The organism is Burkholderia sp. AU27893 (genome assembly GCF_002223205.1).
Classification (GTDB): domain Bacteria; phylum Pseudomonadota; class Gammaproteobacteria; order Burkholderiales; family Burkholderiaceae; genus Burkholderia.
In genome coordinates, this window is the sequence record NZ_NKFD01000002.1 from 351,282 (window position 1) to 376,748 (window position 25,467).

General features: G+C 69.2%; 23 protein-coding genes. 15 read left to right on the forward strand and 8 right to left on the reverse strand.

The genetic code is table 11. The annotated features are described in order from the left end of the window. Positions 1 to 14 precede the first annotated feature (14 nt). Together tsaE and CFB47_RS14770 are read left to right on the forward strand one after the other, a co-directional pair. Entirely contained in the window at positions 15 to 569 is a 555-nt protein-coding gene (tsaE, locus tag CFB47_RS14765; protein ID WP_089426181.1) for a tRNA (adenosine(37)-N6)-threonylcarbamoyltransferase complex ATPase subunit type 1 TsaE, read from the forward strand. After that, on the forward strand, positions 551 to 2,071 hold the full coding sequence (locus tag CFB47_RS14770; protein ID WP_089440877.1) for an N-acetylmuramoyl-L-alanine amidase: 1,521 nt from the start codon (positions 551 to 553) through the stop codon (positions 2,069 to 2,071). The genes tsaE and CFB47_RS14770 overlap by 19 nt, the downstream gene beginning before the upstream one ends. A 54-nt stretch (positions 2,072 to 2,125) precedes the next feature. Here CFB47_RS14770 and CFB47_RS14775 read toward each other — a convergent pair whose 3' ends face one another. Further along, complete coding sequence (locus CFB47_RS14775; protein WP_179258959.1) at positions 2,126 to 3,004, reverse strand: EamA family transporter; 879 nt, start codon at positions 3,002 to 3,004, stop codon at positions 2,126 to 2,128. 259 nt (positions 3,005 to 3,263) lie between these two features. Here CFB47_RS14775 and CFB47_RS14780 point away from each other — a divergent pair, with 259 nt between their 5' ends. Both CFB47_RS14780 and trxA read left to right on the forward strand, forming a co-directional pair. After that, positions 3,264 to 4,145 (forward strand): pirin family protein, encoded by an 882-nt coding sequence (locus CFB47_RS14780; RefSeq protein ID WP_089461552.1) that lies wholly within the window; start codon positions 3,264 to 3,266, stop codon positions 4,143 to 4,145. 52 nt (positions 4,146 to 4,197) lie between these two features. After that, a complete protein-coding gene (gene trxA, locus CFB47_RS14785; protein WP_089461553.1) occupies positions 4,198 to 5,046 on the forward strand; it encodes a thioredoxin in 849 nt (282 codons plus the stop codon). A 110-nt stretch (positions 5,047 to 5,156) separates the two neighbouring features. Here trxA and CFB47_RS14790 read toward each other — a convergent pair whose 3' ends face one another. Next, on the reverse strand, positions 5,157 to 6,014 hold the full coding sequence (locus CFB47_RS14790; RefSeq protein ID WP_069248702.1) for a ThiF family adenylyltransferase: 858 nt from the start codon (positions 6,012 to 6,014) through the stop codon (positions 5,157 to 5,159). Positions 6,015 to 6,142: 128 nt separating this feature from the next. Here CFB47_RS14790 and pdxH point away from each other — a divergent pair, with 128 nt between their 5' ends. The 3 genes from pdxH (at position 6,143) to CFB47_RS14805 (ending at position 9,448) form a co-directional block, all read left to right on the forward strand. Next, positions 6,143 to 6,787 carry a pyridoxamine 5'-phosphate oxidase gene (gene pdxH, locus CFB47_RS14795; protein WP_089456816.1) on the forward strand — a complete coding sequence of 215 codons (645 nt, stop codon included), beginning with the start codon at positions 6,143 to 6,145 and terminating at the stop codon, positions 6,785 to 6,787. A gap of 121 nt (positions 6,788 to 6,908) precedes the next feature. Further along, positions 6,909 to 8,129: a cyclopropane-fatty-acyl-phospholipid synthase family protein gene (locus CFB47_RS14800; protein WP_089440881.1), complete on the forward strand. Its 1,221-nt coding sequence runs from the start codon at positions 6,909 to 6,911 to the stop codon at positions 8,127 to 8,129. A gap of 23 nt (positions 8,130 to 8,152) precedes the next feature. Beyond that, the gene (locus CFB47_RS14805) at positions 8,153 to 9,448 is read left to right on the forward strand and encodes a DUF72 domain-containing protein (protein WP_089461554.1); all 1,296 of its coding nucleotides are present in this window, start codon (positions 8,153 to 8,155) and stop codon (positions 9,446 to 9,448) included. Between the two features lie 42 nt (positions 9,449 to 9,490). Here the strand turns inward: CFB47_RS14805 and msrA are convergent, their stop codons facing one another. Further along, positions 9,491 to 10,051 carry a peptide-methionine (S)-S-oxide reductase MsrA gene (msrA, locus tag CFB47_RS14810; RefSeq protein WP_041492935.1) on the reverse strand — a complete coding sequence of 187 codons (561 nt, stop codon included), beginning with the start codon at positions 10,049 to 10,051 and terminating at the stop codon, positions 9,491 to 9,493. Between the two features lie 580 nt (positions 10,052 to 10,631). On the opposite strand from msrA, the gene CFB47_RS14815 reads away from it, so the two are divergent. The 3 genes from CFB47_RS14815 to CFB47_RS14825 all read left to right on the forward strand — a co-directional run bounded on the left by CFB47_RS14815 (position 10,632) and on the right by CFB47_RS14825 (position 13,514). Beyond that, on the forward strand, positions 10,632 to 12,038 hold the full coding sequence (locus CFB47_RS14815; protein ID WP_089456818.1) for a selenium-binding protein SBP56-related protein: 1,407 nt from the start codon (positions 10,632 to 10,634) through the stop codon (positions 12,036 to 12,038). After that, positions 12,035 to 12,700, forward strand: coding sequence for a hypothetical protein (locus CFB47_RS14820; RefSeq protein WP_089461555.1), 666 nt, complete (start codon positions 12,035 to 12,037; stop codon positions 12,698 to 12,700). The genes CFB47_RS14815 and CFB47_RS14820 overlap by 4 nt, the downstream gene beginning before the upstream one ends. 304 nt (positions 12,701 to 13,004) lie before the next feature. Next, a complete protein-coding gene (locus tag CFB47_RS14825; RefSeq protein WP_089461556.1) occupies positions 13,005 to 13,514 on the forward strand; it encodes a flavin reductase family protein in 510 nt (169 codons plus the stop codon). Here CFB47_RS14825 and CFB47_RS14830 read toward each other — a convergent pair. Then, positions 13,501 to 14,001 carry an Lrp/AsnC family transcriptional regulator gene (locus tag CFB47_RS14830; RefSeq protein ID WP_006477992.1) on the reverse strand — a complete coding sequence of 167 codons (501 nt, stop codon included), beginning with the start codon at positions 13,999 to 14,001 and terminating at the stop codon, positions 13,501 to 13,503. The two genes, CFB47_RS14825 and CFB47_RS14830, sit on opposite strands and share 14 nt — an antisense overlap. A gap of 130 nt (positions 14,002 to 14,131) precedes the next feature. Between CFB47_RS14830 and kynB the strand changes: the two genes are divergently transcribed. The 3 genes from kynB (at position 14,132) to kynA (ending at position 17,064) form a co-directional block, all read left to right on the forward strand. Continuing rightward, on the forward strand, positions 14,132 to 14,773 hold the full coding sequence (gene kynB, locus CFB47_RS14835; protein ID WP_089426192.1) for an arylformamidase: 642 nt from the start codon (positions 14,132 to 14,134) through the stop codon (positions 14,771 to 14,773). A 25-nt stretch (positions 14,774 to 14,798) separates the two neighbouring features. Further along, positions 14,799 to 16,052, forward strand: coding sequence for a kynureninase (gene kynU, locus CFB47_RS14840; protein WP_205191042.1), 1,254 nt, complete (start codon positions 14,799 to 14,801; stop codon positions 16,050 to 16,052). A 79-nt stretch (positions 16,053 to 16,131) separates the two neighbouring features. After that, complete coding sequence (kynA, locus tag CFB47_RS14845) at positions 16,132 to 17,064, forward strand: tryptophan 2,3-dioxygenase (protein ID WP_089461557.1); 933 nt, start codon at positions 16,132 to 16,134, stop codon at positions 17,062 to 17,064. Between the two features lie 29 nt (positions 17,065 to 17,093). Here the strand turns inward: kynA and CFB47_RS14850 are convergent, their stop codons facing one another. The 4 genes from CFB47_RS14850 to mdlC all read right to left on the reverse strand — a co-directional run bounded on the left by CFB47_RS14850 (position 17,094) and on the right by mdlC (position 22,815). Beyond that, positions 17,094 to 18,491, reverse strand: coding sequence for an MFS transporter (locus CFB47_RS14850; RefSeq protein ID WP_089461558.1), 1,398 nt, complete (start codon positions 18,489 to 18,491; stop codon positions 17,094 to 17,096). A 267-nt stretch (positions 18,492 to 18,758) separates the two neighbouring features. Continuing rightward, entirely contained in the window at positions 18,759 to 19,703 is a 945-nt protein-coding gene (locus CFB47_RS14855; protein WP_089461559.1) for a ketopantoate reductase family protein, read from the reverse strand. A gap of 14 nt (positions 19,704 to 19,717) precedes the next feature. Beyond that, complete coding sequence (locus tag CFB47_RS14860) at positions 19,718 to 21,169, reverse strand: aldehyde dehydrogenase (protein ID WP_089461560.1); 1,452 nt, start codon at positions 21,167 to 21,169, stop codon at positions 19,718 to 19,720. Between the two features lie 38 nt (positions 21,170 to 21,207). Beyond that, positions 21,208 to 22,815, reverse strand: a complete 1,608-nt coding sequence (gene mdlC / locus CFB47_RS14865; protein ID WP_089461819.1) for a benzoylformate decarboxylase — start codon at positions 22,813 to 22,815, stop codon at positions 21,208 to 21,210. A 99-nt stretch (positions 22,816 to 22,914) separates the two neighbouring features. Between mdlC and CFB47_RS14870 the strand changes: the two genes are divergently transcribed. Together CFB47_RS14870 and dalD are read left to right on the forward strand one after the other, a co-directional pair. Then, a complete protein-coding gene (locus CFB47_RS14870; RefSeq protein ID WP_179250040.1) occupies positions 22,915 to 23,826 on the forward strand; it encodes a LysR family transcriptional regulator in 912 nt (303 codons plus the stop codon). 184 nt (positions 23,827 to 24,010) lie between these two features. After that, positions 24,011 to 25,405: a D-arabinitol 4-dehydrogenase gene (gene dalD / locus CFB47_RS14875; RefSeq protein ID WP_089461561.1), complete on the forward strand. Its 1,395-nt coding sequence runs from the start codon at positions 24,011 to 24,013 to the stop codon at positions 25,403 to 25,405. Positions 25,406 to 25,467 lie beyond the last annotated feature (62 nt).

Here is a 25,467-nt window from a genome sequence, read left to right on the forward strand (position 1 = left end):
ACTATTTTACGAGAATGCCAGCCACGCCCAGCCATCCGCCTCACGACGCCATGCTGCCCGCCCCGCTCGCGGAGCGCGTGATCGCGCTCGCCGACGAAGCGGCGACCGAGGCCTTCGGCACCCGCTTCGCGCACGCGCTCGACGCGGCGCGCACCGAGCTTGCCCGCGCGCATGCGTTCGACGGGCTGCAGATCCAGCTGGTCGGCGATCTCGGCGCGGGCAAGACGTCCCTCGTGCGCGCGATCCTGCGTGGCCTCGGCCACACCGGGCGCGTGCGCAGCCCGACCTATACGCTCGTCGAGCCGTACGCGCTCGAACGCGACGATGGGGAACTCGAGGTCTATCACTTCGATCTGTATCGTTTCAACGATCCGGCCGAATGGTCCGACGCAGGCTTTCGCGAATATTTCAATTCCAGCGCGATCTGCCTCGTCGAATGGCCACAACAGGCAGGCACGCTGCTCGGCGTACCCGATCTGGTTTTCTCGCTCGACGTGGACGGCGACGGCCGCGCCCTCACCGTCCGGGCGTACAGCGCTTCAGGAAAGGCATGTCTCGAAAGATGTTGATCAAACCGTTCCGCTCGATCGAATCGGCGGCCACCGCGACGCACAACTGGCGGCGCCGCCAGATCCTGTGCGCGGGCGCGTCGACGCTGGTGCTCGGTCTCGTTGCACCGCGGCTCGCGCGCGCGTCGTCGGTGCTCGGCGTGCGTGTGTGGCCCGCACGCGATTACACGCGCGTCACGATCGAATCCGACCAGCCGCTGCAGAATAGCCAACAGCTACTGCAGGGTCCCGACCGTCTCGTCGTCGACCTGACCGGCCTCGATCTCGACCAGGCGCTGCGCGACCTCGTGTCGAAGATCGCGCCGAACGATCCGCAGATCCAGTCGGTGCGTGTCGGCCAGTATCAGCCGCACGTCGTGCGGATGGTGTTCGACCTGAAAGGCTCGGTGAAGCCGCAGGTGTTCACGTTGCCGCCGGTCGGCACCTACAAGTACCGGCTCGTGTTCGACCTGTATCCGGCCGTCGCGCCCGATCCGCTGTCCGACCTGATCGCGCAGACGGAACGCAAGGAGCAGGCGCTCAACGACACGGCACGTGCGCAGCAGATGCAGCCGCCGACCACGCTGGCGGGCCCCGGTACCCCGCCGCCCGCCGCGGGCGACAACAGCGACGCGTTCTTCCAGCGCTTCGCGCAGAACACGCCGGCCACGCCGCACACGCCGCCCGCCACCCCTTCGACGCCCGCGAAGCCGGCCGTCAAGCCGCCGCCCGTCATCGCACGCCGCGACGACAGCGACGACGATGGCGACACCTACAAGTTCACCGCGCCGAAATCCGGCAAGGGCGGCACCGTCCGCCTGCTGACGGTGGCGATCGATCCGGGCCATGGCGGCGAGGATCCGGGCGCGATCGGCGGCGGCGGCACGTACGAGAAGCACATCGCGCTCGACATCGCGAAGAAGCTGCGCGCGAAGATCGACGGCGCGCCGAACATGCGTGCGATGATGACGCGCGACGCCGACTTCTTCGTGCCGCTGAACGTGCGCGTGCAAAAAGCGCGCCGCGTGGGCGCCGACCTGTTCGTGTCGATCCACGCCGATGCATTCACGACGCCGTCCGCGCGCGGCTCGTCGGTGTTCGCGCTGTCCGACCACGGCGCGACGAGCGCCGCGGCACGCTGGATGGCGAACAAGGAGAACTCGTCCGACCTGATCGGCGGCATCAACATCAAGACGGCGGACGCGGCCGTGAACCGCGCGCTGTTCGACATGTCGACGACCGCGCAGATCCGCGATTCGCTGCGCTACGGCAACTACGTGCTGAAGGAAGTGGGCGGCATCAACAAGCTGCACAAGGGCTCGGTCGAGCAGGCCGGGTTCGCGGTGCTGAAGGCGCCCGACATTCCGTCGATCCTCGTTGAAACGGCCTTCATCAGCAACCCGGAAGAAGAGAGCCGGCTGAACGACGACGGCTATCGCGACCAGATGGCAGACGCGATCTTCCGCGGCATCAAGCGCTATTTCGCCGCGAATCCGCCGCTCGCGAAGAGCCGGATGGCCTGACGGCCGTACCCGGCCACCCCGCCCCGCCGCCGGCACGCAGTGCGTGCCGGCGCGTCACGACGCCGCGAAGCGGCGCATCAGTTTCCCGCCGAACACGTTCACCGCGAGCCCGCCCATCACGAGCGCCGCGCCGATCAGCTGCGGGCGCGTCAGATGCTCGTCGAGCAGCAGCGCCGACGACGCGAGCCCGACGATCGGCACCAGCAGCGAGAACTGCGCGACCTGCGCGGCCGGATAGCGCGACAGCAGACGGCTCCACAGCCCGTAGCCGAGCAGCGTCGCGACGAACGCGAGATAGACGACCGCGAAGATCGACGCGCCGTTCAGCCCGGCGAGCGCGGTCGCGATCCGCTGCGGCCCTTCGAACCATAGCGACAGCAGGAAGAACGGCACGGGCGGCACGAGGCTGGCCCACACGACGAGCGACACGAGGTTCGCACGGCCGACCTTCTTCGTGACGATGTTGCCGAACGCCCACATCGCGGCCGAGCAGATCGTCAGCAGGAAGCCCGCGAGCGTCATCGCGCGGCCGCCCTGCGCCGCGATCACGACGAGCCCGCCCGCGGCGATCGCGAGCCCGAGCAGGTTCTGCACGCGCAGCCGCTCGCCGAGGAACAGCATCGCGAACACGAGCGTGAAGAACGCCTGCGACTGCAGCACGAGCGATGCGAGGCCGGCCGGCATGCCGACGTACATGCCGGTGAACAGGAACACGAACTGGCCGAGCTGGATCGTCGCGCCGTACAGCACCAGCAGGCGCCATGGAATCTGCGGCCGGCGCACGAAGAACACCGCGGGCACGGCCGCGAGCGTGAAGCGCAGCGCGCCGAGCAGCATCGGCGGCATGCCGTGCAGGCCGACCTTGATCACGACGAAGTTCACGCCCCACGCCAGGATCACGACCAGCGCAAGCAGCAAGTCCTTCGGGGCCATCATCGGCGTCTCCTCGATTGTCGAATGGTCGTGCACGGTGCGCTCAGGCCCTGTCGCTTTCCCTGTCGCTTTGCGGCGGGCGCCCCGAGAAGACTTGCTGCGAGGCGGAAAACCCGGGGCGGCCCGGTGTTTTCCTCTGAGAAGCCGGTCAGTCTACCGGGTTTCAGCTCCCGGCCCGATACCCGCGTGGCGCGCATGGAATCGGCGGCGGACGGCCAGTACAATGACCGGCATCCCCCGCCGCCCCACAGGATCCGCCATGACCGCTCCGATCAAAGCCCTGCTGAAGCCGCACGTGCGCGACATCGGCAACCTGCAGGTGCGCCGTACGCTGCCCGCACTCGCCGCCCGCCTCGTCGGCCCGTTCATCTTCTTCGATCACATGGGGCCCGCCACGCTGCCGCCCGGCACGGGGCTCGACGTGCGCCCGCATCCGCATATCGGCCTCGCCACCGTCACCTACCTGTTCGACGGCGCGATCCTGCACCGCGACAGCCTCGGCTCGCTGCAGGAGATCGTGCCGGGCGACGTGAACTGGATGACGGCCGGCCGCGGGATCGTCCACTCCGAACGCACGCCCGACGCGCAGCGCGAAAACGGCCACACCGTGCACGGGATCCAGACCTGGGTCGCGCTGCCGCGCGCGCACGAGACGACCGAGCCGTCGTTCGAGCACCATGCGGCCGACACGCTGCCGAAGCGCAACGAGGACGGCGTCGCGCTGACGGTGATCGCCGGCGATGCGTTCGGGCTGCGCTCGCCGGTCACGACGTTCTCGCGCACGCTGTACGTCGCGGCCGAATTCGCGGCCGGCGGCCGCCTCGCACTCGACGCGTCGCACGAGGAGCGCGCGGTCTACGTGGTCGACGGCGAGCTTGCGATCGACGGCACGCCGGTGCCGGCCGAGCAGATGGCCGTGCTCACGCCCGGCGCCGCGGTCACGCTGACGAGCGGCAGCGGCGCACGTGCGATGCTGCTCGGCGGCGACAAGATCGACGGCGAGCGCTTCATCGAATGGAATTTCGTCGCGAGCAGCCGCGAGGCGATCGAGCGCGCGAAACAAGCCTGGACGCGCCAGGAAATGGGCAAGGTGCCGGGCGAAACGGAGTGGATTCCGCTGCCCGAGTCGAAGCCGCGTTGAAAAAGGGGCGCGCCGCCCCCATCCTGACGACATTCGAACGGAAGAGAACGACATGGACACCACGCTTGCCACATTCGAGAAAGACGTCATCGAGGCGTCGCTGGACGCACCCGTGCTGGTCGACTTCTGGGCGCCGTGGTGCGGCCCCTGCAAGACGCTCGGCCCGCTGCTGGAAAAGCTCGAAGGCGACTATGAAGGCCGCTGGAAGCTCGTGAAGGTCAACGTCGACGAGAACCAGGAACTCGCCGCGCACTTCCAGACGCGCAGCATCCCGCACGTGATCGCGTTCGCCGACGGGCGCCCCGTCGACCAGTTCGTCGGCGTGCTGCCCGAAGGCCAGCTGCGCGCCTTCCTCGACCGGCTGCTGCCGGCGCCGGAGGAAGCCGAACGGCGTGCCGCGCAGGATGCGATGGCCGAGTCGCGCTACGACGACGCGCTCACGCACCTCGAAGCGGCGCTCGCGCTGAACCCGGGCTTCGACGACGCCCGCCTCGACCTGATCGAACTGCTGCTCGCGAACAACCAGGTCGACGCCGCGCGCGCCGAGACCGAGCGCCTGTTGCCGCAGACCGTGCAGAACGGCGATCCGCGCTACTTGGCGATCAAGACCCGTTTCGACGCACTCGACGCGACGGCCGACCTGCCGCCGACCGACGCGCTCGAAGCGCGCATCGCGGCGAACCCGGCCGATCTCGACGCGCGCTTCGACCTCGCGCAGAGCCTGATCGCGCGGCGCGCGTACGAAGGCGCGGTGGAGCAGTTGCTGGAAATCGTCACGCGCGACCGCGCGTACGGCGACGATCTCGGCCGCCGCACGCTGATCTCGGTGTTCGAGCTGGCCGGCGATCGCCCGGACCTCGTCGCCGGGTGGCGGCGCAGGCTGAGCATGGCGCTCAACTGAACTGACGTGGGACCGGCCGGGCTGCAACGGCCCGGCTGCCGGATCACCACGTCAAGCACGGCGCGTATCACGCGCCGCCGCATTGCACAACGACCGCGATTCGCAGCGGCTCAGCCCGCCGCCTGCGCCGCGATCGCACGCAGCGCATGCGCGGCGGCCGCGAAGCCGAAGCTCGCGGTCACGCACACGCTCGAACCGAACCCCGCACAGTTGAGCCCTGCGACGTGCGCGGCCGCGGACGGCTCGGTGCCGTCCTCGAGGTCGCACGCGGCGGCTTCCGGATAGATCAGCGGCTCGTCCGAATACACGGCGCTGACCTTGAAACGCGCCTTCGGCCCGCGCGGAAAGCCGTGCTGCTTGCGCAACTGTGCGCGCACCTTCGACAGCAGCGGATCCTGGATCGTCAGCGCGAGATCGTCGATCCGGATGCGCGTCGGGTCGAGCTGGCCGCCCGCCCCGCCGACCACGACGAGCGGCTGGCGCTTCGCGACGCACCACGCGATCAGCGCGACCTTCGTGCGCACGCTGTCGATCGCGTCGATCACGTAGTCGAAGCCGCCGCCGAGCAGCGCGTCGAAGTTGTCGGGCTCGACGAAATCCTCGATCCGGTTCACGCGGCACGCAGGATCGATCAGCGCGATCCGCTCGGCCATCGCATCGACCTTCGGCTTGCCGTAATTGCCGTCGAGCGCGTGGATCTGCCGGTTCGTATTGCTTTCGGCGACGTTGTCGAGATCGATCAGCGTCAGCGTGCCGACCGCGTTGCGCGCGAGCGCCTCGGCCACCCACGAGCCGACGCCGCCGATCCCGATCACCGCGACGTGCGCACGCTCGAACGCGGCGGCGGCCGGCGCGCCGTACAGGCGCGCCACGCCGCCGAAACGCCGCGCGCGATCCACGTCAAGCTGGATTTCCGGGGTCGGGGTAAGATCAGAGGAACTGGGCGGGGCAGCGTCGGCGACGGACATGGCAGCAAGGAAAACGTAAGTCGTGCAGCCCTCTATTTTGCCTGAACTCCTCGCTCGCACGCGCCACTGTGCACGCACGTTTCCTGCGCGTTGGCTACAATGGTTCCAGATTGAAGCGTTTGCATAACATGACGACTCTCGCCGATCTCCGCATCAATTACTCACGTGCTTCGCTCGACGAAGCCGATGTCGCCCACGACCCCTTCGCCCAGTTCGACCGCTGGTTCAAGGAGGCGCTCGCCGCCAAGCTGCCCGAGCCGAACACGATGACGCTCGCGACCGTCGGCGCCGACGGCCGGCCGTCGGCACGCATCGTGCTCATCAAGGGCGTCGACGAGCGCGGGTTCGTCTTCTTTACCAATTACGAAAGCCGCAAGGGGCGCGATCTTGCCGCGCACCCGCAGGCCGCGCTGCTGTTCTACTGGATCGAGCTCGAGCGCCAGGTGCGCATCGAAGGCCGGATCGAGAAAACCAGCGCGGAAGAAAGCGACCGCTATTTCGCGTCGCGCCCGCTCGGCTCGCGCATCGGCGCATGGGCGTCGGAACAGAGCGCGGTGATCGACAGCCGCGCGACGCTCGAAGCGCAGGAAAAGGCCGCCAGCGAACGCTACGGCGACAACCCGCCGCGCCCGCCGCACTGGGGCGGCTACCGCCTCGTGCCCGACTCGATCGAGTTCTGGCAGGGCCGCCCGTCGCGGCTGCACGACCGCCTGCTCTATACGCGCGACGCCGGCACGTCGACGGGCTGGTCGATTTCGCGCCTGTCGCCGTAAGCGCGGCGCCGGCGCGCGCCGGTCGTGTCTCGTGTTGCATTCGGGCGCCCGCCTCGCAAGCGGCGGGCGCCGGTCAAGATACTTGGCTGTATTCGATTCAACGAACAAACGGAGAATCCAAATGTTCTGGGAAAAGAAGCTGGCACAGTGGGCGGACGAAGTACGGGCGAAAGCGAACATACCGGCGCGCCTCGTGCTGTGGAACGGCGATCAACTCGATTTCGGCACCTTCAGCGCGCCGCAGGTCACGCTGAAGGTCAACAGCGCGTCGGCGTTGCCGCTCCTGCTCGAACCGAGCCTCGACAATCTCGGCGAGGCGTACGTGAAGGGCAAGATCGACATCGAAGGCAAGCTGTCGGACATCATCAACATCGGCTACTCGCTCGCGCGCAGCACGGTGACGAGCGCGAGCAAGCTGGCGCGCGTGAAGCGCTACTTCAATCACTCGAAGAGCACCGACAAGAAGGCGATCCAGTATCACTACGACGTCTCGAACGAGTTCTACAAACTGTGGCTCGACGAGAACATGGTGTACTCGTGCGCGTACTTCGAGAATGGCGACGAAGATCTCGCCACCGCGCAGATCAAGAAGATCGACCACATCCTCACGAAGATCCGGCTCCAGCCCGGCCAGCGCCTGCTCGACATCGGCTGCGGCTGGGGTGCGCTCGTGCTGCGCGCCGCGCAGAAGTTCGGCGCGCAGTGCCTCGGCGTCACGCTGTCGCAGAACCAGTTCGACCTCGCGACCGCGCGCGTGAAAGCCGCCGGGCTGGAAGACAAAATCGAGATCCGGCTCCAGGACTACCGCGAGATCGACGGGCAATTCGACCGCATCACGAGCGTCGGGATGTTCGAGCACGTCGGGCGCAAGAACCTGCCGCTCTATTTCTCGCGGATCCACGACCTGCTCACCGACGACGGCATCGCGATGAACCACGGGATCACGTCGACCGACGCGGAAAGCGGCGAGACGGCGCTCGGCGGCGGCGAGTTCATCGACCGCTACGTGTTCCCGGACGGCGAGTTGCCGCACATCAGCCTCGCGCTGGAAGCCGCGCAGCGCGGCGGGCTCGAAGCGATTGACGTCGAAAGCCTGCGCCGGCACTATGCGCGCACGCTCGATATCTGGACGGAAAACTTCGAAGCGAAGGCCGACGCCGCGCGACAACTCGTCGACGACGAAAAATTCCGCATCTGGCGCGTGTATCTCGCCGGCTGCGCGTATGCGTTCGAGCACGACGACGTGTCGATCTTCCAGATCGTGTGCCGCAAGGCCGGGCAGAGCGCGAAGACGCTGCCGTGGTCGCGGCGCTATATGTACGAACACGCGCTGCCACGCTAGGCGGCGCTTCACGCTGGGCATGCATGGGTGACGGCAGGACGCGGCGCAAGACGCCGCCGGAACGACAGCAGCACGACGACGCGAACGCGCCGCACGCCGACGGACAATTCGACCTGTTCGGCGTGCCGGCCGACGCCGCACGCGCGTCGCCCGCGAACGATGGCCCGCCTGCCGATTCCGACGAACTGCTGAAACCGGACGCGCATAACGACACGCAGCCGGCACCGCGCACCCCCACCCACCCCCGTTCTTCAGACGAAACACCTCCCGCCGCTTCCGGCTTGCTGTGGGACGAGCCGTCCCCGCCCGCTGAGCCGCCGAAGAAAGGCCGGCGCCGGCGCGGCGTGCTGCCCGCACCGATCGCACCGGATGTGGCCGACGCAGCGGCCGGCCTGCCGCCGAACGTCCGGCTCGGCACATCGTCGTGGACCTTCCCGGGCTGGGACGGCATCGTCTACGACGGCGATTTTGCTCAGACGAAACTCTCGCGCGAAGGGCTCGAAGCGTATGGCGCGCATCCGCTGCTGAAGAGCGTGAGCCTCGACCGGTCGTTCTACGGCCCGCTGTCGGTAGCCGACTACCTGCGCTACGCGCAGCAGGTGCCCGACGATTTCCGCTTCGTCGTGAAGGCGCCGGCCTCCGTGACCGATGCGGTGATCCGCGGCCGGCGCGGCGAACCGTCGGGACCGAACCCGACCTTCCTCGACGCGGATCTCGCCACCCGCGAATTCGTGCAGCCGTGCGTCGAAGGGCTCGGCCGGAAAGCCGGCGTGCTCGTGTTCCAGTTCTCGCCGTTGCCCGACACGCTGCTTGCCCGGCCGGCCGAACTGATCGACCGGCTGGCCGCGTTCTTCGCGGCACTGCCGCCGCTGCCGCCGGAAGCCGACGGCAGCCGCTACGCGATCGAGATTCGCGACGCGAGCCTGCTCACGCCGCGCTTCATCCGTGCGCTCGCCGCACTCGGCGTGCGCTACTGCGTCGGCCTGCACGCGCGGATGCCCGACCCGCTGCGCCAGGCGGCCGCACTCGCGCTGCTCGACGGCGACGCGCCGGGCCCGCTGATCGTGCGCTGGAGCCTGCACGGCGGCTTCAAGTATGAACAGGCGAAAGCGAAGTACGAGCCGTTCGACAAGCTCGTCGACGAGGATCCGGCCACGCGCTCGGCGCTCGCCGAACTGGCCGCGCGCTATGCGCTGGCCGGACAGCCGGTGATCATCACGATCAACAACAAGGCGGAAGGCTCCGCGCCGCTGTCGTGCATCGCGCTTGCGCGCGAGATCGCCGCCGCGTGCGCGCAGTGGCGCAACGAGGCGGCTTGATACCCGCTTGATACCGGCTTGCGCCGGCCGCGGTCACGACGCTTACGCGCCGCGCAGCGACTTCAGCCGGTGCGAGAACTTCTGCCGGAATTTCGCGAGCTTCGGCCCGATCACGACCGAGCAGTAGCCCTGCCCCGGATTGCGCGCGTAATAGTTCTGGTGATAGTCCTCGGCCGGCCAGTAGTTGCCGTCGAGCGGCACGACCTGCGTAACGATCGGCTGCCCGAACACCTGCTCGCGCTCCAGTTCGCGGATCACGTCGAGCGCCGTGTCGCGCTGCGCGTCCGAATGGGTGAACACGACCGATCGGTATTGCGTGCCGACGTCATTGCCCTGCCGGTTCAACTGGGTCGGATCGTGCGTCGCAAAGAAGATCTCGAGGATCTCGCGATAGCCGATGCGCGCCGGATCGAACGTCACGTTGACGACTTCCGCGTGGCCCGTGTCGCCTTCGCAGATGTCGCGATAGCCGGGATTGCGCGTATGGCCGCCCGCGTAGCCCGACTGGACGGCCGTCACGCCGTCGACGTCGAGAAACACCGCCTCCGTGCACCAGAAACACCCGCCTCCCAATGTCGCGGTTTCAAGCATCTCGTTCACCATGAAATCAGTCCCTCGTTGATGTCGGCAGCCGGCACGCATGCGCCGGCGCCACCGTTCCGTCTCGCCGCTGCCCACCCGCGCGCGGGTCGCAACGGCACGTCGGCAAGTATCTCACTCGCGCGCGAACCTGACAGAGTGCACAGGTGCCGCGCGCGACCGGCCGCCCGTTTTCTCGACTACACTTAGGCACGCGCGAGCGCGGCGGCAAACCCGCTGACTCGCGCAACGCGCCCGATGCATGCCCGACCCTGATGCAAACATCATCTGCCGGAACATCGCTATGCATGCCTTAACAGACATCACCCGCGTCACTCGCCCGGACGTCGCCGCGTCGCGGGCCGCGGCTTCGATTGCCTCACCTCCTTGCCATGCATCCGTCTCGCTCCGCGCGCGGCGATCCGGCACACCGCCTTTGTCCGCTTTCACGATCTGATGCACGGCGTCGCATGCGCGCCGACGCGTGCGTCCGCCTGCCGATCGCTCCCGCCGGCATGATGCACGCCGTGCGGCAACCCCGACTCGCACGCCCACCTCGAACGGCCGTGCGACCCCGATCCGACACCATCGAGAGGGCATCACCATGAGCATGCGGCCTGACCCGACGTTTCACGCTTCCCCCGAGCTTGCGATGCAGGCACCGGCAGAAGAGTTTGCCTATACGTTGTTGCTGAGCCCCGATTTTTCCAGACCCGACGCGCTCGCCGTGATCGACGTGAAGCCTGGCTCGCCGACCTACGGAAAGATCGTGCACACGGTGACGATGCCGAACACCGGCGACGAGTTTCACCACTTCGGCTGGAATGCCTGTTCGTCGTCACTGTCGCCGCTGACCGGCCATGCGTTCCTCGAACGCCGTTTCCTGATCATCCCCGGCCTGCGCTCGTCGCGCATCTACGTGATCGACACGAAGCCGCATCCGACGCAGGCGCGCATCCACAAGATCATCGAGCCCGACGAGGTCTTCTCGAAGACCGGCTATTCGCGGCCGCACACCGTTCATTGCGGGCCCGAGGGCATCTACGTGAGCACGCTCGGCGGCGCGGGCAAGGACGGCACCGACGGCGCGCCCGGCATCTTCATCATGGATTGCGAAACCTTCGACGTGCTCGGCCGATGGGAGATCGATCGCGGCCCGCAGGACAAGCACTACGACTTCTGGTGGAACCTGCCGCGCGACTACATGGTGTCGAGCGAATGGGCGCTGCCGCCGCAATTCGAGAACGGGATCGTGCCCGAGGACCTGCTCGCGAACAAATACGGGCACCGGCTGCATTTCTGGGACCTTCGCGCGCGGCGCAACGTGCAGACGATCGATCTCGGCGCGCAGCACCAGATGGCGCTCGAGGTACGGCCCGCGCACGACCCGGCGCGCGAATACGGGTTCGTCGGCGTCGTGGTCGACACGACCAATCTCGAAGGCTCGATCTGGACCTGGTGGCGCGAAGGCGGCAAGTTCAATGTGAAGAAAACCGCGACGATCCCGGCCGAGCCGGCCGCGGCCGATGAACTGCCGCCGCTGCTCAAGGGATTCGGCGCGGTGCCGCCGCTCGTGACCGACATCGACCTGTCGCTCGACGACCGCTTCCTCTACGTGTCGTGCTGGGGCACCGGCGAAATGCGCCAGTACGACGTGTCGGACCCGCACAACCCGGTGCTCGCGGGGTCGGTCCGGATCGGCGGCATCGCGCGCCGTGCGCCGCACTCGAACGGCCGCGCGTTCGCCGGCGGCCCGCAGATGGTCGAGATCAGCCGCGACGGAAAACGCGTGTACTGGACCAACTCGCTCTATTCGACGTGGGACGACCAGTTCTATCCGGACGGCGTGCCGGGCGCGCAGGTGCTCGCGCACGTGGGGCCGGAAGGCGGGCTGACGCTCGCCGACGATTACTGGGTCGAGTTCCCCGACGGCTATCGCGCGCACCAGATCCGGCTCGAAGGCGGCGACTGCTCGACCGACTCGTTCTGCTATCCGTCGGTCAAGCGTTGAACGCCGGCTTTCACGCCCCGTTCGCACTGTGGGCGGCCGTGCTCGCGAGCGGGGTGTATCACGGGCTCAACCCCGCGATGGGCTGGCCGCTCGCGGTGTCGAACGCGCTGATGACGCGCCGCGGCGGCGCGCTCGTCGCGGCGCTCGGCTATCTCGCGCTCGGCCATGCGCTCGCCGTGTTCGCGGTGATGCTGCCGTTCGGGCTGCTCGCCGCGCTGCTCGCGTGGCAAACGGCGATCCGGATCGGTGCGAGCGCGCTCGTGATCGGCTTCGGCGCCGTGCTGCTGATCCGGCGCCGGCATCCGCGGGCGCTCGCGCGGATTCCGCCCGCGCGGCTCGGCCTGTGGTCGTTCGCGGTCGCGATCGCGCATGGTGCCGGGCTGATGCTGGTACCGATCTACCTCGGGCTGTGCGGGCTCGACCGGGACGCCGGCCATCGTGCGGCGGCCACGCTCGTCGATGCGCATCTCGGGATGGCGCTCGTCGTCGCGGCCGTGCATGCCATCGCGATGATCGGCGCCGGCGGCGGCCTCGCGTGGCTCGTGTACCGCTATCTCGGGCTGAAGTTCGTATCGCGAAGCTGGTTCAATCTCGACGCGGTGTGGGCGTCGAGCCTGATCGTGACGGGCGCGTTGTCGCTCGGGCTGGCGGCGGCGCGATAGTGCGGGGGAAGCTGCGGCCGATGTCGAGCTCGGGTGCCGGGCGGCGCGGCGGACCCGCACAAAAAACGCGACAGAACGGCCGTGCCGGCAGCATGCCCTTGCGCATCCGGCCGCGCGCCGCAGTGTTCGCTACGTCACCCTGCCCCCGCAATGCGCCGCCTGGCCGGGCCCGGCGGCCCCGATTCCGCTAAAATCGGGTGATGCGCACCCCTTCCCTCTCGACCGCCTTGTCGCCTTTCGTCCGCCGTGCCCGCCCCACCCGCGTCGCGCCGCGCCCGCCCGTCTCGTTCCGGATGGCCGCGCGATGAGCCACGCCAATCCTCCGGATTTCGACTCGGCCGCCTTCCGGCAAGCACTCGGCCAGTTCGCCACGGGCGTGACGGTGATCACGACGCGCGCGCCGTCCGGCCAGCTGGTCGGCATCACCGCCAGTTCGTTCAACTCGGTGTCGCTCGATCCGCCGCTCGTGCTGTGGAGCCTCGCGCACAAATCGGCGTCGACGCCCGTGTTCCGCGGCAACAGCCATTACGTGGTGAACGTGCTCGCGGCCTCGCAGCTCGACCTGTGCAAGCGCTTCTCGACCTACAAGGGCGACCGCTTCGAAGGGATCGCGCATGCGGCCGGCAACTCGGGGATGCCCGTGCTCGACGGCGCGCTCGCGTGGTTCGAATGCCACAACCGCAGCCGCTACGATGAAGGCGACCACGTGATCTTCGTCGGTGAAGTGGAGCGCTGCGGCGTGCGCGCGGAATCGGACACGGCCCCGCCGCTCGTGTTCCACGGCGGCGGCTTCCACGGCCTTACACCGCTTTGATCGCCCCCGTGCGCGCCAGCCCGACCGGCGCGCCGGCTTCATCCTTCAGCGTCTGCAGCACGATGTTGGAACGGATGTCCATCACGCCCGGCGCCTTGTAGAGCCGGTTCAGCACGAAATCCGAATAGTGCTTGAGGTTGTGCGCGAGCACGCGCAGCAGATAGTGGCTCTCGCCCGTCACGACGAACGCGCCGACCACCTCCGGCCATTCGCGCAGCGCTTCCGCGAAGCGCTCGTGCCATTGATTCTCTTCGTTGCGCATCGACACCTGCACGAACGCCTCGAGCTCGAAGCCGAGCTTCTCGCGGCTCAGGCACGCGCGATAGTGCTCGATCACGCCCTGCTCCTCGAGCAGGCGCATGCGGCGCAGACAGGCGGACGGCGAAAGCGAAATCCGTTCCGCCAGGTCGAGATTGCTGATTCTGCCCTCTTCCTGCAGTACCGCCAGAATCCGGCAGTCGGTGGCATCGAGCGTGATCGCGTGCATTTTTGGTCCCCGTTTTCCCTCTGAGTCGAATTATCTGCCAATCCGGCGGATTGTCCATGTTTATTTCGCAAGCACTTTCTGCGAGCGTCCACCTATCATTCGAAGGATCGACTCACCGAATCGTCATGCCATGGACACCCTCTGGGACATCTCGCCGCCTGTCAGCCCCGCCACCCCCGTGTGGCCGGGCGACACGCCGGTTTCCGTCGAACGCGTGTGGCGGATGGAGGCCGGCTCGCCGGTCAACGTCGCACGCCTGACGCTGTCGCCGCACACGGGCGCGCACTGCGACGCGCCGCTGCACTACGACGCCGACGGCGCGCCGATCGGCGCCGTGCCGCTCGACACCTACCTCGGCCCGTGCCGCGTGATCCACTGCATCGGCGCATCGCCGGTCGTGCAGCCGGCCGATGTCGCGGCCGCGCTCGACGGCGTGCCGCCGCGCGTGCTGCTGCGCACCTGTGCGCGTGCCAGCGTCGATGAGTGGGACAGCCACTTCTGCGCGGTCGCGCCCGAGACCGTCGACCTGCTCGCCGCGCACGGCGTGAAGCTGATCGGCATCGACACGCCGTCGCTCGACCCGCAAGAATCGAAGACGATGGATGCGCATCACCGCGTGCGCGCACACCGGATGGCGATCCTCGAAGGCATCGTGCTCGACGACGTGCCGCCCGGCGACTATGAACTGATCGCACTGCCGCTGAAGTTCGCGACGCTCGACGCGAGCCCCGTGCGCGCGGTGCTGCGCGCGCTGCCCGCGCGTGCTTCCTGATTACCCCGACTGACAACCCCACATCATGATCAAGACCCGTGAAGACGCCCTCGCGCTCGACCGCGACGATCCGCTCGCCCCGCTGCGCGACCAGTTCTCCCTGCCCGACGGCGTGATCTACCTCGACGGCAATTCGCTCGGCGCGCAGCCGCGCGCGTCGGCCGCCCGCGCGCAGCAGGTGATCGGCGCCGAATGGGGCGAAGGCCTGATCCGCAGCTGGAACACGGCCGGCTGGTTCGCGCTGCCGCGCCGTCTCGGCGACAAGCTCGCGACGCTGATCGGCGGCGCGCCCGGCGAGACGGTCGTGACCGACACGATCTCGATCAACCTGTTCAAGCTGCTGTCGGCGATGGTGCGCCACCAGGCCGGGCGCGCGCCCGAGCGCCGCGTGATCGTGTCGGAGCGCTCGAACTTCCCGACCGACCTGTATATCGCGCAGGGGCTGATCGAACAGCTCGGCGGCGACTACGAACTGCGCCTGATCGACGACCCGGCCGACCTGCCCGATGCGCTCGGCGCGGACACGGCCGTCGCGATGATCACGCACGTGAACTACCGCACCGGCTACATGCACGACATGCCGGCCGTCACGCAGCTCGTGCACGACGCAGGCGGGCTGATGCTGTGGGATCTCGCGCACTCGGCCGGCGCGGTGCCGGTCGACCTGAACGGTGCGCGCGCGGACGGCGCGGTCGGCTGCACGTACAAGTACCTGAACGGCGGCCCCGGTTCGCCCGCCTTCGTATGGGTGCCGCAGCGTCATCACGCGCACTTCTCGCAGCCGCTGTCCGGCTGGTGGGGCCACCGCGCACCGTTCGCGATGCAGCCGGGCTTCGCGCCCGATCCGGGCATCGCGCGCTTCCTGTGCGGCACGCAGCCGATCGTGTCGATGTCGATGGTCGAATGCGGGCTCGACGTGTTCCTGCAGACCGACATGCACGCAATCCGCCGCAAGTCGCTCGCGCTGACCGATGCATTCATCGCGCTCGTCGAAGCACGCTGCGCGGGCCTGTCGCTGAAGCTCGTCACGCCGCGCGCGCATCATCAGCGCGGCTCGCAGGCGAGCTTCGAGCATCCGCACGGCTACGAAGTGATGCAGGCGCTGATCGCGCGCGGCGTGATCGGCGACTATCGCGAGCCGTACGTGCTGCGCTTCGGCTTCACGCCGCTCTATACGCGCTTCGCCGACGTGTGGGATGCCGTCGAGACGCTGCGCGACATCCTCGCCACCGACGCGTGGAAGGCGCCCGAGTTCGCCGAGCGCGGCGCGGTGACCTGATCGGCCTTGCCCGGCGCGCGTGAGCCGCGCGCCGCGCCCCCGTCATTCAAATCTGGAGAGAGTCGTGAATTCTGGTCATATGCAGCCACCCGGCGGCGACGCGCCGGCGGGCTGCCCGTTCTCGGGCGCACGCGCCGCACATTCGGCACAACCGGCCCCGGCCGCGCACGAAGCATCGCACGTGCCCGGCGATGCCGGCTGGCACAACGCGCAGCTCGATTTCTCGAAATCGATGAGCTACGGCGACTACCTGTCGCTGAATTCGATCCTCGACGCGCAGCATCCGCTGTCGCCCGATCACAACGAGATGCTGTTCATCATCCAGCATCAGACGAGCGAGCTGTGGATGAAGCTCGCGCTGTTCGAGCTGCGCGGCGCCCTCGACGCGGTGCGCACCGACGCGCTGCCGCCCGCGTTCAAGATGCTCGCGCGCGTGTCGCGCATCCTCGAGCAACTGGTGCAGGCGTGGAACGTGCTGTCGACGATGACGCCGTCCGAGTATTCGGCGATGCGCCCGTATCTCGGGCAGTCGTCGGGCTTCCAGTCTTATCAGTACCGGCAACTCGAATTCCTGCTCGGCAACAAGAACGTGCAGATGCTGCAGCCGCATGCGCACCGGGCCGACATCCTCGAGCAAGTGCGTGCGACGCTCGAAGCGCCGTCGTTCTACGACGAAGTCGTGCGCCTGCTCGCGCGGCGCGGCTTCCCGATCGCGGCGGAGCGGCTCGAGCGCGACTGGACCCAGCCGACCCGGCACGACGAGACGGTCGAAGCCGCGTGGCTCGAGGTGTACCGTCATCCGCAGCAGCACTGGGAACTCTACGAGATGGCCGAGGAACTCGTCGATCTCGAGGATGCGTTCCGCCAGTGGCGCTTCCGTCACGTGACGACCGTCGAGCGCATCATCGGCTTCAAGCAAGGCACGGGCGGCACCAGCGGCGCGCCGTACCTGCGCAAGATGCTCGACGTCGTGCTGTTCCCCGAGCTCTGGCACGTGCGCACCACGCTGTAACGCACGCCCCGCCCCCGGGCCGCCCGCCGTCACGACGACGTGCGGGCCAGCTCCTCCCCTTCGCGCGGCTGCACGGCCGCGCGCGACAGTCGCGGAATGTGCCGTCGCACGACGAGCAGCGCGACGCAGACCACCCCCATCGCAACCGCCAGCATCGTCAGATAAGCCGTGGCGCCGCCCGTGGTGATCACGGTCGCGCCCGCGAACGCGCTGAGGATCGCGCCGAGCCGGCCGAACGCGAGCGCGCTCGCGGTGCCCGTCGCGCGCACGGCCGTCGGGTAGATGTACGCACAGAGCGCATACATCGTCGACTGCACCGCGTTGACGAACAACCCGTGCAGGCCGAGCCCAACGATCAGCCAGCCCGTGTGGCGGCTCGCATCGACACCCATCAGCCACACCGCACTCGCCGCGCCGCCGATACTGCATAGCACGAGCGGCCAGCGCGACCCGGCATGCGCGATCGTCCATGCGCACAACAGTGCGCCGATCACGCCGCCGAGGTTGTACGCGGTGAGCCCCGTCCCCGCGACCGACACGCTCAGCCCGCTCGCCGCCAGCATCGTCGGCAGCCAGCTGAACGCCGCATACACGGCAAGCAGGCACATGAAGAACGCACACCACAACGCGATCGTGTCGCGCGCCTGGCCGCTCGCGAACAGCGCACCGAAGCCGCCGCGGCCGCCTGCCGCGCGTGCGTCCCGCAGGTCGGTGAAGGCGGTGCCGGGCGCGACGGGCCGCGCCATCCGCGCGAGCAGCGCGCCGAGTTCCGGCCAGCGCGCGGGGCGGCGCGCGAGATAGCGCGGCGATTCGGGCAGCGCACGCACGAGCACGAAGCCGAGCACGAGCGGCAACGCGCCGCCCGCGAAGAACAGCCCGCGCCAGCCGTAGCGCGGCAGCACCTCGTGCGCGAACAGGCCGGCCAGCATCCCGCCGAGCGGCACGCAGACGATCGTCGCGGTCACCATCATCGTGCGACGTCGCGCGGGCGTGTATTCGGCCGTCATCGTCGTCGCCGTCGGCAATGCGCCGCCGATCCCGAGGCCTGCGACGAAGCGCAGCACCGCGATCGCCGTGACGTCCGGTGCGAAGCCGATCGCGCAGGTCGCGATGCCGAACAGGAACACGCTGCCGATCACGGCCTGGCGGCGGCCGAAGCGATCGGCGACGATCCCCGCGCACGCACTGCCGATGCCCATCCCGACCAGCCCGGCCGCCACCGCCGGCGCGAACGCGCCACGCGTGATGCCCCATTCGCGAATCAGCACCGGAATCGCGAAGCCGATCAGCTGGCCGTCGAAGCCGTCGAGCACGATCGCGAGCGCGGCGAGCAGCACCACGCAGCGCTGCATCGTCGTGAACGGCCCGTCGTCGAGCGTCGCGCCGATGTCGACGGACGGAGGCAACAATCCGTCGCGCGTGCTCATGCGACCTCCCGTGCGCCGCGCTCAGGCGGCAACATGCGCAAGCGGCGCGCGGCAAGACAACGGCATTCGATGGCGTTCATGGCGTCTCCGGTTGCCCGGGCTGGCGCGGTGCGCGCGTGCCCGGATCTCGTGCTGCGCAGGCGGCCGGTGTCGACGCAGCGGCGCCGCCTCCGGTGTCTCGTCCAACCCGTCCCGATCCGGCGCCGTCGCCTGCGCGCGACGCGCTCGTCCCGTCGTGCGGCACATGCCGCGCCGCCCGCCTGATGCTCAGTTCATCCGCGCGTCGATCAGCCGGACCAGCGCGAGCAGCGTTTCCGCGTGCGGCACCGCGACGCCCGCTTCGTGCGCGGCCGCGACCACCTTGCCGCTGATCGCTTCGATTTCCGTGCGGCGGCCCGCGAGCACGTCCTGCAGCATCGACGGGCGATGGCCGCGATGCGCGCGGATCGCATGCTCGACGTTGTGCGCGATGCGTTCGCCGTCGACCGCGATGCCCTTCGCGCGGGCAACGGCGGCCACCTCGGCTGCAATCGCGAGTGCCAGCCGCGGCCCGTCGTGATGATTGCCGAGCTGGTCGACCGTGCAGCCCGTCGCCGCGCACAGCGTGTTGAGCGCCGCGTTGAAGGCGACCTTCTCCCAGATCGCGGCCCACACGTCGGCGTCGAGCGTGCACGCGAGCCCGGCGCGCGACAGCGCATCGGCCACCGTCGCCGCGAACGGGCGCGCCGTGCCGTCGGCCGTCATCATGCGGATCGCGCCCGCGCCGTGCGAGCGCACGTGCGCCGGCCCTGCGGCGTCGGCCGGCCACGTCGTCACGCCGACCAGGACGCGTTCGAGCGGCACGAACGCGTTCAGCGTCTCGACGTTGCCGAGTCCGTTCTGCAGCGTCAGCACGTGCGTGCCGCGCTCGAGCAGCGCGCGCACGCCGTCGAGCGCGGTACGCGTATGCAGCGATTTCGTGAATACGATCAGCAGGTCGAACGATGCATCGGGCGATACGGCCGCATCCGCATTCGCTACTTCCGGCCGCACGGCCTGCAACGTACGGATGCGTCGTTCGCCACGATCGTCGTCAATGCGCAATCCGTCGCGGCGAATCGCATCGAGGTGCGCGTCGTTCACGTCGATCAGCGTGACGGCCTCGCCGCTTTCGGCCAGCCGCCCGCCGAACAACGAGCCCATCGCTCCCGCACCCAGTATCGCAATCCTCATCGTCGTCGGCCTCGTCAGAACGGGTAGTGGCGCGGTGCGGCCTGCACCGTGATCCAGCGCAGGTCCGTGAACGCCGCGATGCCTGCCTTGCCACCGAAGTGACCGAAGCCGCTGTCCTTCACGCCGCCGAACGGCATCTGCGCCTCGTCGTGCACGGTCGGGCCATTCACGTGGCAGATGCCCGATTCGATGCGGGCCGCGACGCGCATCGCACGCGCGACGTCGCGGCTGAACACGGCCGACGACAGCCCGAACGCGTTGTCGTTCGCGCAACGGATCGCGGCATCCTCGCCGTCGACGCGCACGATACCCTTCACCGGGCCGAACGACTCCTCGGCATAGATGCGCATCGCCGGCGTCACGTGGTCGAGCAGCGTGGCCGGAAACAGCGTGCTGTCGGCCTTGCCGCCGCACACGAGCGTCGCGCCGTGCGCGAGCGCATCGTCGATCAGCGCGTTGCAGCGCTCGACGGCCTTCGTGTCGATCAGCGAACCGAGTACGACGGGCCCTTGGCGAGGATCGCCGAGCGGCAGCGACGCGGCCTTGTCGGCGAGCTTCGCGACGAACGCATCGGCAATCGACGCGTCGACGACGATGCGTTCGGTCGACATGCAGATCTGCCCGGAATTCGCGAACGCGCCGAACGCGGCCGCCGCGACTGCCGCATCGAGATCGGCATCGTCGAGCACGACGAACGGCGCCTTGCCGCCAAGCTCCAGCACCGACGGCTTCAGGTGGCGCGCACAGGCTTCGGCGACGATCCGGCCGACGCGCGTCGAGCCCGTGAAATTCACGCGGCGCACGGCCGGATGTGCGATCAACGCATCGACGATGGCGCCCGCATCCTCGGGCGCGTTCGTCACGAAATTGACGACGCCAGGCGGCAACCCGGCCTCCTGAAGCGCCTCGACGATCAGCCCGTGCGTGACGGGACACAGCTCCGAGCCCTTCAGCACGACGGTGTTGCCGCACGCGAGCGGCAGCGCGAGCGCGCGCGTCGCGAGGATCACCGGCGCATTCCACGGTGCGATGCCGAGCACGACGCCGGCCGGCTGCCGCACGCCCATCGCGAGCGAACCGGGCACGTCCGACGGGATCAGCTCGCCGCCGACCTGCGTGGTGAGCGATGCGGCCTCGACGAGCCCGCTCGCGGCAAGCTGCACGTTGAAGCCGGCCCACAGCGCGGACGCGCCCGTCTCCGCCGCCATCGCGGCGACGAACTGCTCGTGCTTCGCTTCGAGCGCGGCGGCCGCCTTCAGCAGCAATGCGCGGCGGGCGCCGGGGCCGAGCGCGGCCCAGCCGGGAAATGCGCGGGCGGCCGCGTCGGCCGCCGCGCGCGCATCGTCAACGGTGCACGCGGGCGCTTCCGACGCGACTTCGCCGTCAAGCGGGTTGCGGCGCGCGAAGGTCGCGCCGCTGGATGAGTGACGGCGTTCGCCGCCGATCAGCATCGATACGGTTTGCATGGAGTCTCCGGCAGGACGCGTATTGCGCATCACGTCATTCAGGCAATCTCGACTTCGACGACGACCGGCGTCGCCGCACGCAGCGCGTCGGTCAACGTGTCGCGCAGGCGCGTGGCATCGGTCACGCGTACGCCCCGGCAGCCCATCCCTTGCGCGAGCGCGACGAAATCCAGGTTCGGCAGATCGGTGCCTTGCACGGGATCGTCCGGGCCGAAGCCGAACACCGGCGCGAAATCCTGCAGCGCCGCGTAGCGCCGGTTGTTCAGGATCACGAACGTGATCGGCAGCTTCAGCTGCGCGGCGCTCCACAGGGCCTGGATCGAATACAGGCTCGACCCGTCGCCGATCAGCCCGATCACGCGCCGGCCCGGCTGCGCGAGCGCGACGCCGACGGCGGCCGGCATCCCGTAGCCGAGCCCGCCGCTGTCCATCGTGTAGAACGTGCCGCTGCGCGTGAACGGCAGGTGTTCCTGCATCACGGGCCGCGCGCTCGGCGCTTCCTCGACGACGATGTCGTGCGCGTCGCGCACGTCGGCGAGCGTCTGCAGCGCGAACGCGACCGACATGCGCTCGCCGGCGGCCGGCGGTTCGACACGCGCACGCGGCGGCCGCGGCGCGGGCATCGGCCGCTCGGGCGGCGCCGGGCGCGCGAGCAGGTCGCGCGCGGCGAGCCGCAGGTTGCCGACGACCGCATCGCCCGACGGCGTCCACGCGGCGATACCCGGATCGTCGACGAGCTGCACGAGCGTCGCGCCCGGCGGCACGTGCGGGCCGAAGCCCTCGATGTGATAGGTGAACGCGGGCGCGCCGAACGCGAACACGAGGTCGTGCCCGTCGAGCCGCGCGACGATCTTCTCGCGGATCGCGGGCAGGAAGCCGGCGAACAGCGGATGGTCCTCGGGGAAACTGCAGCGCCCCGACATCGGCGCGACGTACACGCGCGCACGGTGCCGCTCGGCGAGCCGCACGACGTCGTCCCACGCGCCGGCGCGATCGACGGCCGCCCCGACCACGAACGCGGGACGCCGCGCGGCGTCGAGCGCATCGCCGAGCCGCGCGAGTGCGTCCGGATCGGGCCGCACGACGCTGCTGACGTCGCGGCGCGGCAGCAGGTCGGCCGGCTGGTCCCAGTCGTCGACCGGGATCGACACGAATACGGGGCCGCGCGGTTCCTGCATCGCGATGCGGTACGCACGCGCGATCGCGGCCGGCACGTCCTGCGCACGCGCAGGCTCGATGCTCCATTTCACGTACGGCTTCGGCAGCTCGGCGGCCTGCGTCGCGCCGAGAAACGGGTCGAACGGCAGGATCGCGCGCGCCTGCTGGCCCGCGGTGACGATCAGCGGCGTGCGGTTCTTGAAGGCGGTGAAGAGATTGCCCATCGCGTTGCCGACGCCCGCCGCCGAATGCAGGTTGACGACCGCCGCGTTGCCGGTGGCCTGCGCGTGGCCGTCGGCCATCCCGACCACGACGGCTTCATGCAAGCCGAGCACGTAGCGGAAATCGTCCGGGAAGTCGCGGAACATCGGCAGCTCGGTCGAGCCGGGGTTGCCGAACACGCGGTCGATGCCGAACTGGCGAAGCAGGTCGATCACCGCATCGCGAACGGTGATCGGTGCGGCGGAAGGGGGCGTAGGGCCGGACATGCTCGGGCGTCTCCTCGATGGCTTGGCGGTTTCCACAGTATCGAAGCGCGAGTCATTCTCGGATACTGTATTTTTTGCGATAAGCCATACCGTTTCGACATGAGTTTCGATCTCCGACAATTGCGCGCCTTCACGACGATCGTCGCGTGCGGCAGCCTTGGCCGCGCGGCCGACGCACTGCACGTGACGCAGCCGGCGCTGAGCCGGATCCTGAAGCGGCTCGAGGACCAGGTCGGCGCGCCTCTGTTCGAGCGCCATTCGAAGGGCGTGCAGCTCACCGCGTTCGGCGAGGCGCTGCTGCCGCACGCGACGCTGCTGCAGCACGAGGCCGAGCACGCGCGCGAGGAGCTTGACGCGATGCGCGGGTTTGCGAAGGGCACGATCAAGGTCGGCACGGTGGGCAGCATCGCGAGCCTCGTGCTGCCGGTTGCGGTGGGCCGTGTGCTCGACCGCTGGCCGAACCTGCGCGTCGAGATCATCGAAGGCGTGTGGGACCGGCTCGCGGAAGGGCTGAACAAGCACGAGATCGATCTCGCGCTGTCCGCGCACGGGCCCGACACCGACGAGATCGTCGCGATTCCCGAGTGCCGCTGGGAGGATCGCAGCCACATCGTTGCGGCGCCGCACCATCCGCTGCGCACGCTCGGCCGCGCGCCGACGCTCGCCGATACGCTGCATGCGCGCTGGGCGATTCCGCCGCGCGGCACCGCGCCGTTCGACCACATGCGCGCGACCTTCGACGCGCACGGGCTCGCGCTGCCCGACATCGCGGTCGAGACGCGCTCGGTGACGACGCTGAAAAGCCTCGTCGCGCATGCCGGCTTCCTGAGCTGGATGGCCGAGCCGATGTACGGCGCCGAGCAGCGCGCCGGCACGATCGACACGCTGCCCGTGCGCGAGGTCGTCGCGGTGCGCACGCTCACCGCGTTCCGGCGCCGCCACGGCATCCTGCCGGGGCCAGCGGGCAAGCTGCTCGAGGAACTCGTCGCGTTGACACGCGAAGGTCGCTGACAACACTTTCCGCGCCGGCCGCCCGTTCGAGCCCTCCCCGCGCTGCCCGAACGCCGCCGCAGCGCACCATCGAAATGCCGTTTCCCCGCCTTGACTTTCGCTCGCCCGAATACGATCATTCGCTCACACAAAGAGCAAATGATCGTATTCGACAGGACTGTCAGGCACGAACAGGAGACACCGGATGAGCGCATCGCCCTCCGCCCGCACGCCCGTGCTGCTGCACATCGGCGCGGGCTCGTTTCACCGCGCGCACCAGGCGTGGTATCTGCATCGCGTGAACGCGGCCGTCCCGGCCGACGCGCGCTGGTCGCTGACCGTCGGCAACATCCGCGACGACATGCACGCGACGATGGACGCACTCGCCGCGCAGCACGGCGCCTACACGCTCGAAACCGTCACGCCGCAAGGCGAGCGCACGTACGAGACGATCCGCGCGATCACGCGCGTGCTGCCGTGGTCGATCGACCTCGCCGCACTGATCGACGCCGGCGCGGATCCGGCCTGCCGGATCGTGTCGTTCACCGTCACCGAAGGCGGCTACTACCTCGACGAACACAACCGGCTCGACCTCGCGAACGCCGATCTCGCGGCCGACCTGCAGGGCGCACGCACGACGCTGTACGGCGCGCTCGCGGCGCTGCTCGCCGAACGCGTGAAGCGCGGCGCGGGTCCGCTCACGCTGCAGAGCTGCGACAACCTACGCAACAACGGCGCGCGCTTTCGCGCGGGGATGCGCGAATTCCTCGAACGGCGCGGCCAGGCCGACCTGCTCGCATGGTTCGATGCGAACGTCGCGACACCGAGCGCGATGGTCGACCGCATCACGCCGCGCCCGACCGCCGACGTGCGCGAGCGCGTGCTGGCCGCCACCGGCTTCGACGACGCATGCCCGGTGATGGGCGAATCGTTCATCCAGTGGGTGATCGAGGACCGCTTCGCGGCCGGCCGTCCGAAGTGGGAAGTGGCCGGCGCCGAACTCGTCGACGACGTGCACCCGTACGAGGAAGCGAAGATCCGCATCCTCAACGCGACACACAGCTGCATCGCGTGGGCCGGCACGCTCGCGGGCCATACGTATATCCACGAAGGCACGCACGACGCGGCGATCCGCCGCTTCGCGCACGACTACGTGACGCAGGACGTGATCCCGTGCCTCACGCCGAGCCCGCTCGATCTCGCGCGCTACCGCGACGTCGTGCTCGAACGCTTCGGCAACCCGTACGTGCTCGACACGAACCAGCGCGTCGCGGCCGACGGCTTCTCGAAGATCCCCGGCTTCATCGCGCCGACGCTCGCCGAATCGTTCGCGCGCGGCGCGGCACCGGTCGCCACCGCCGTGCTGCCCGCGCTGTTCCTGCGCTTTCTCGAACGCTGGGCGCGCGGCGCGCTGCCGTACGCGTACCAGGACGGCGTGATGGACGAAAGCGCCGCGCGCGCGATCGTCCAGGCCGACGACCCCGTCGTCGCGCTGGGCGCGAACCGGCAGCTGTGGGGCTCGCTCGCCGGCAACGCCGCGCTGTTCGAGGCCCTGCGCGGCGGACTCCGGCGTGTCGACACATGGCTCGCGGCACGCTGACGCGCATCCGGGCGAACCTGCCTTGGCATGGGCGCGGCCGCGCGGCTAAAGTAGCGACTCCC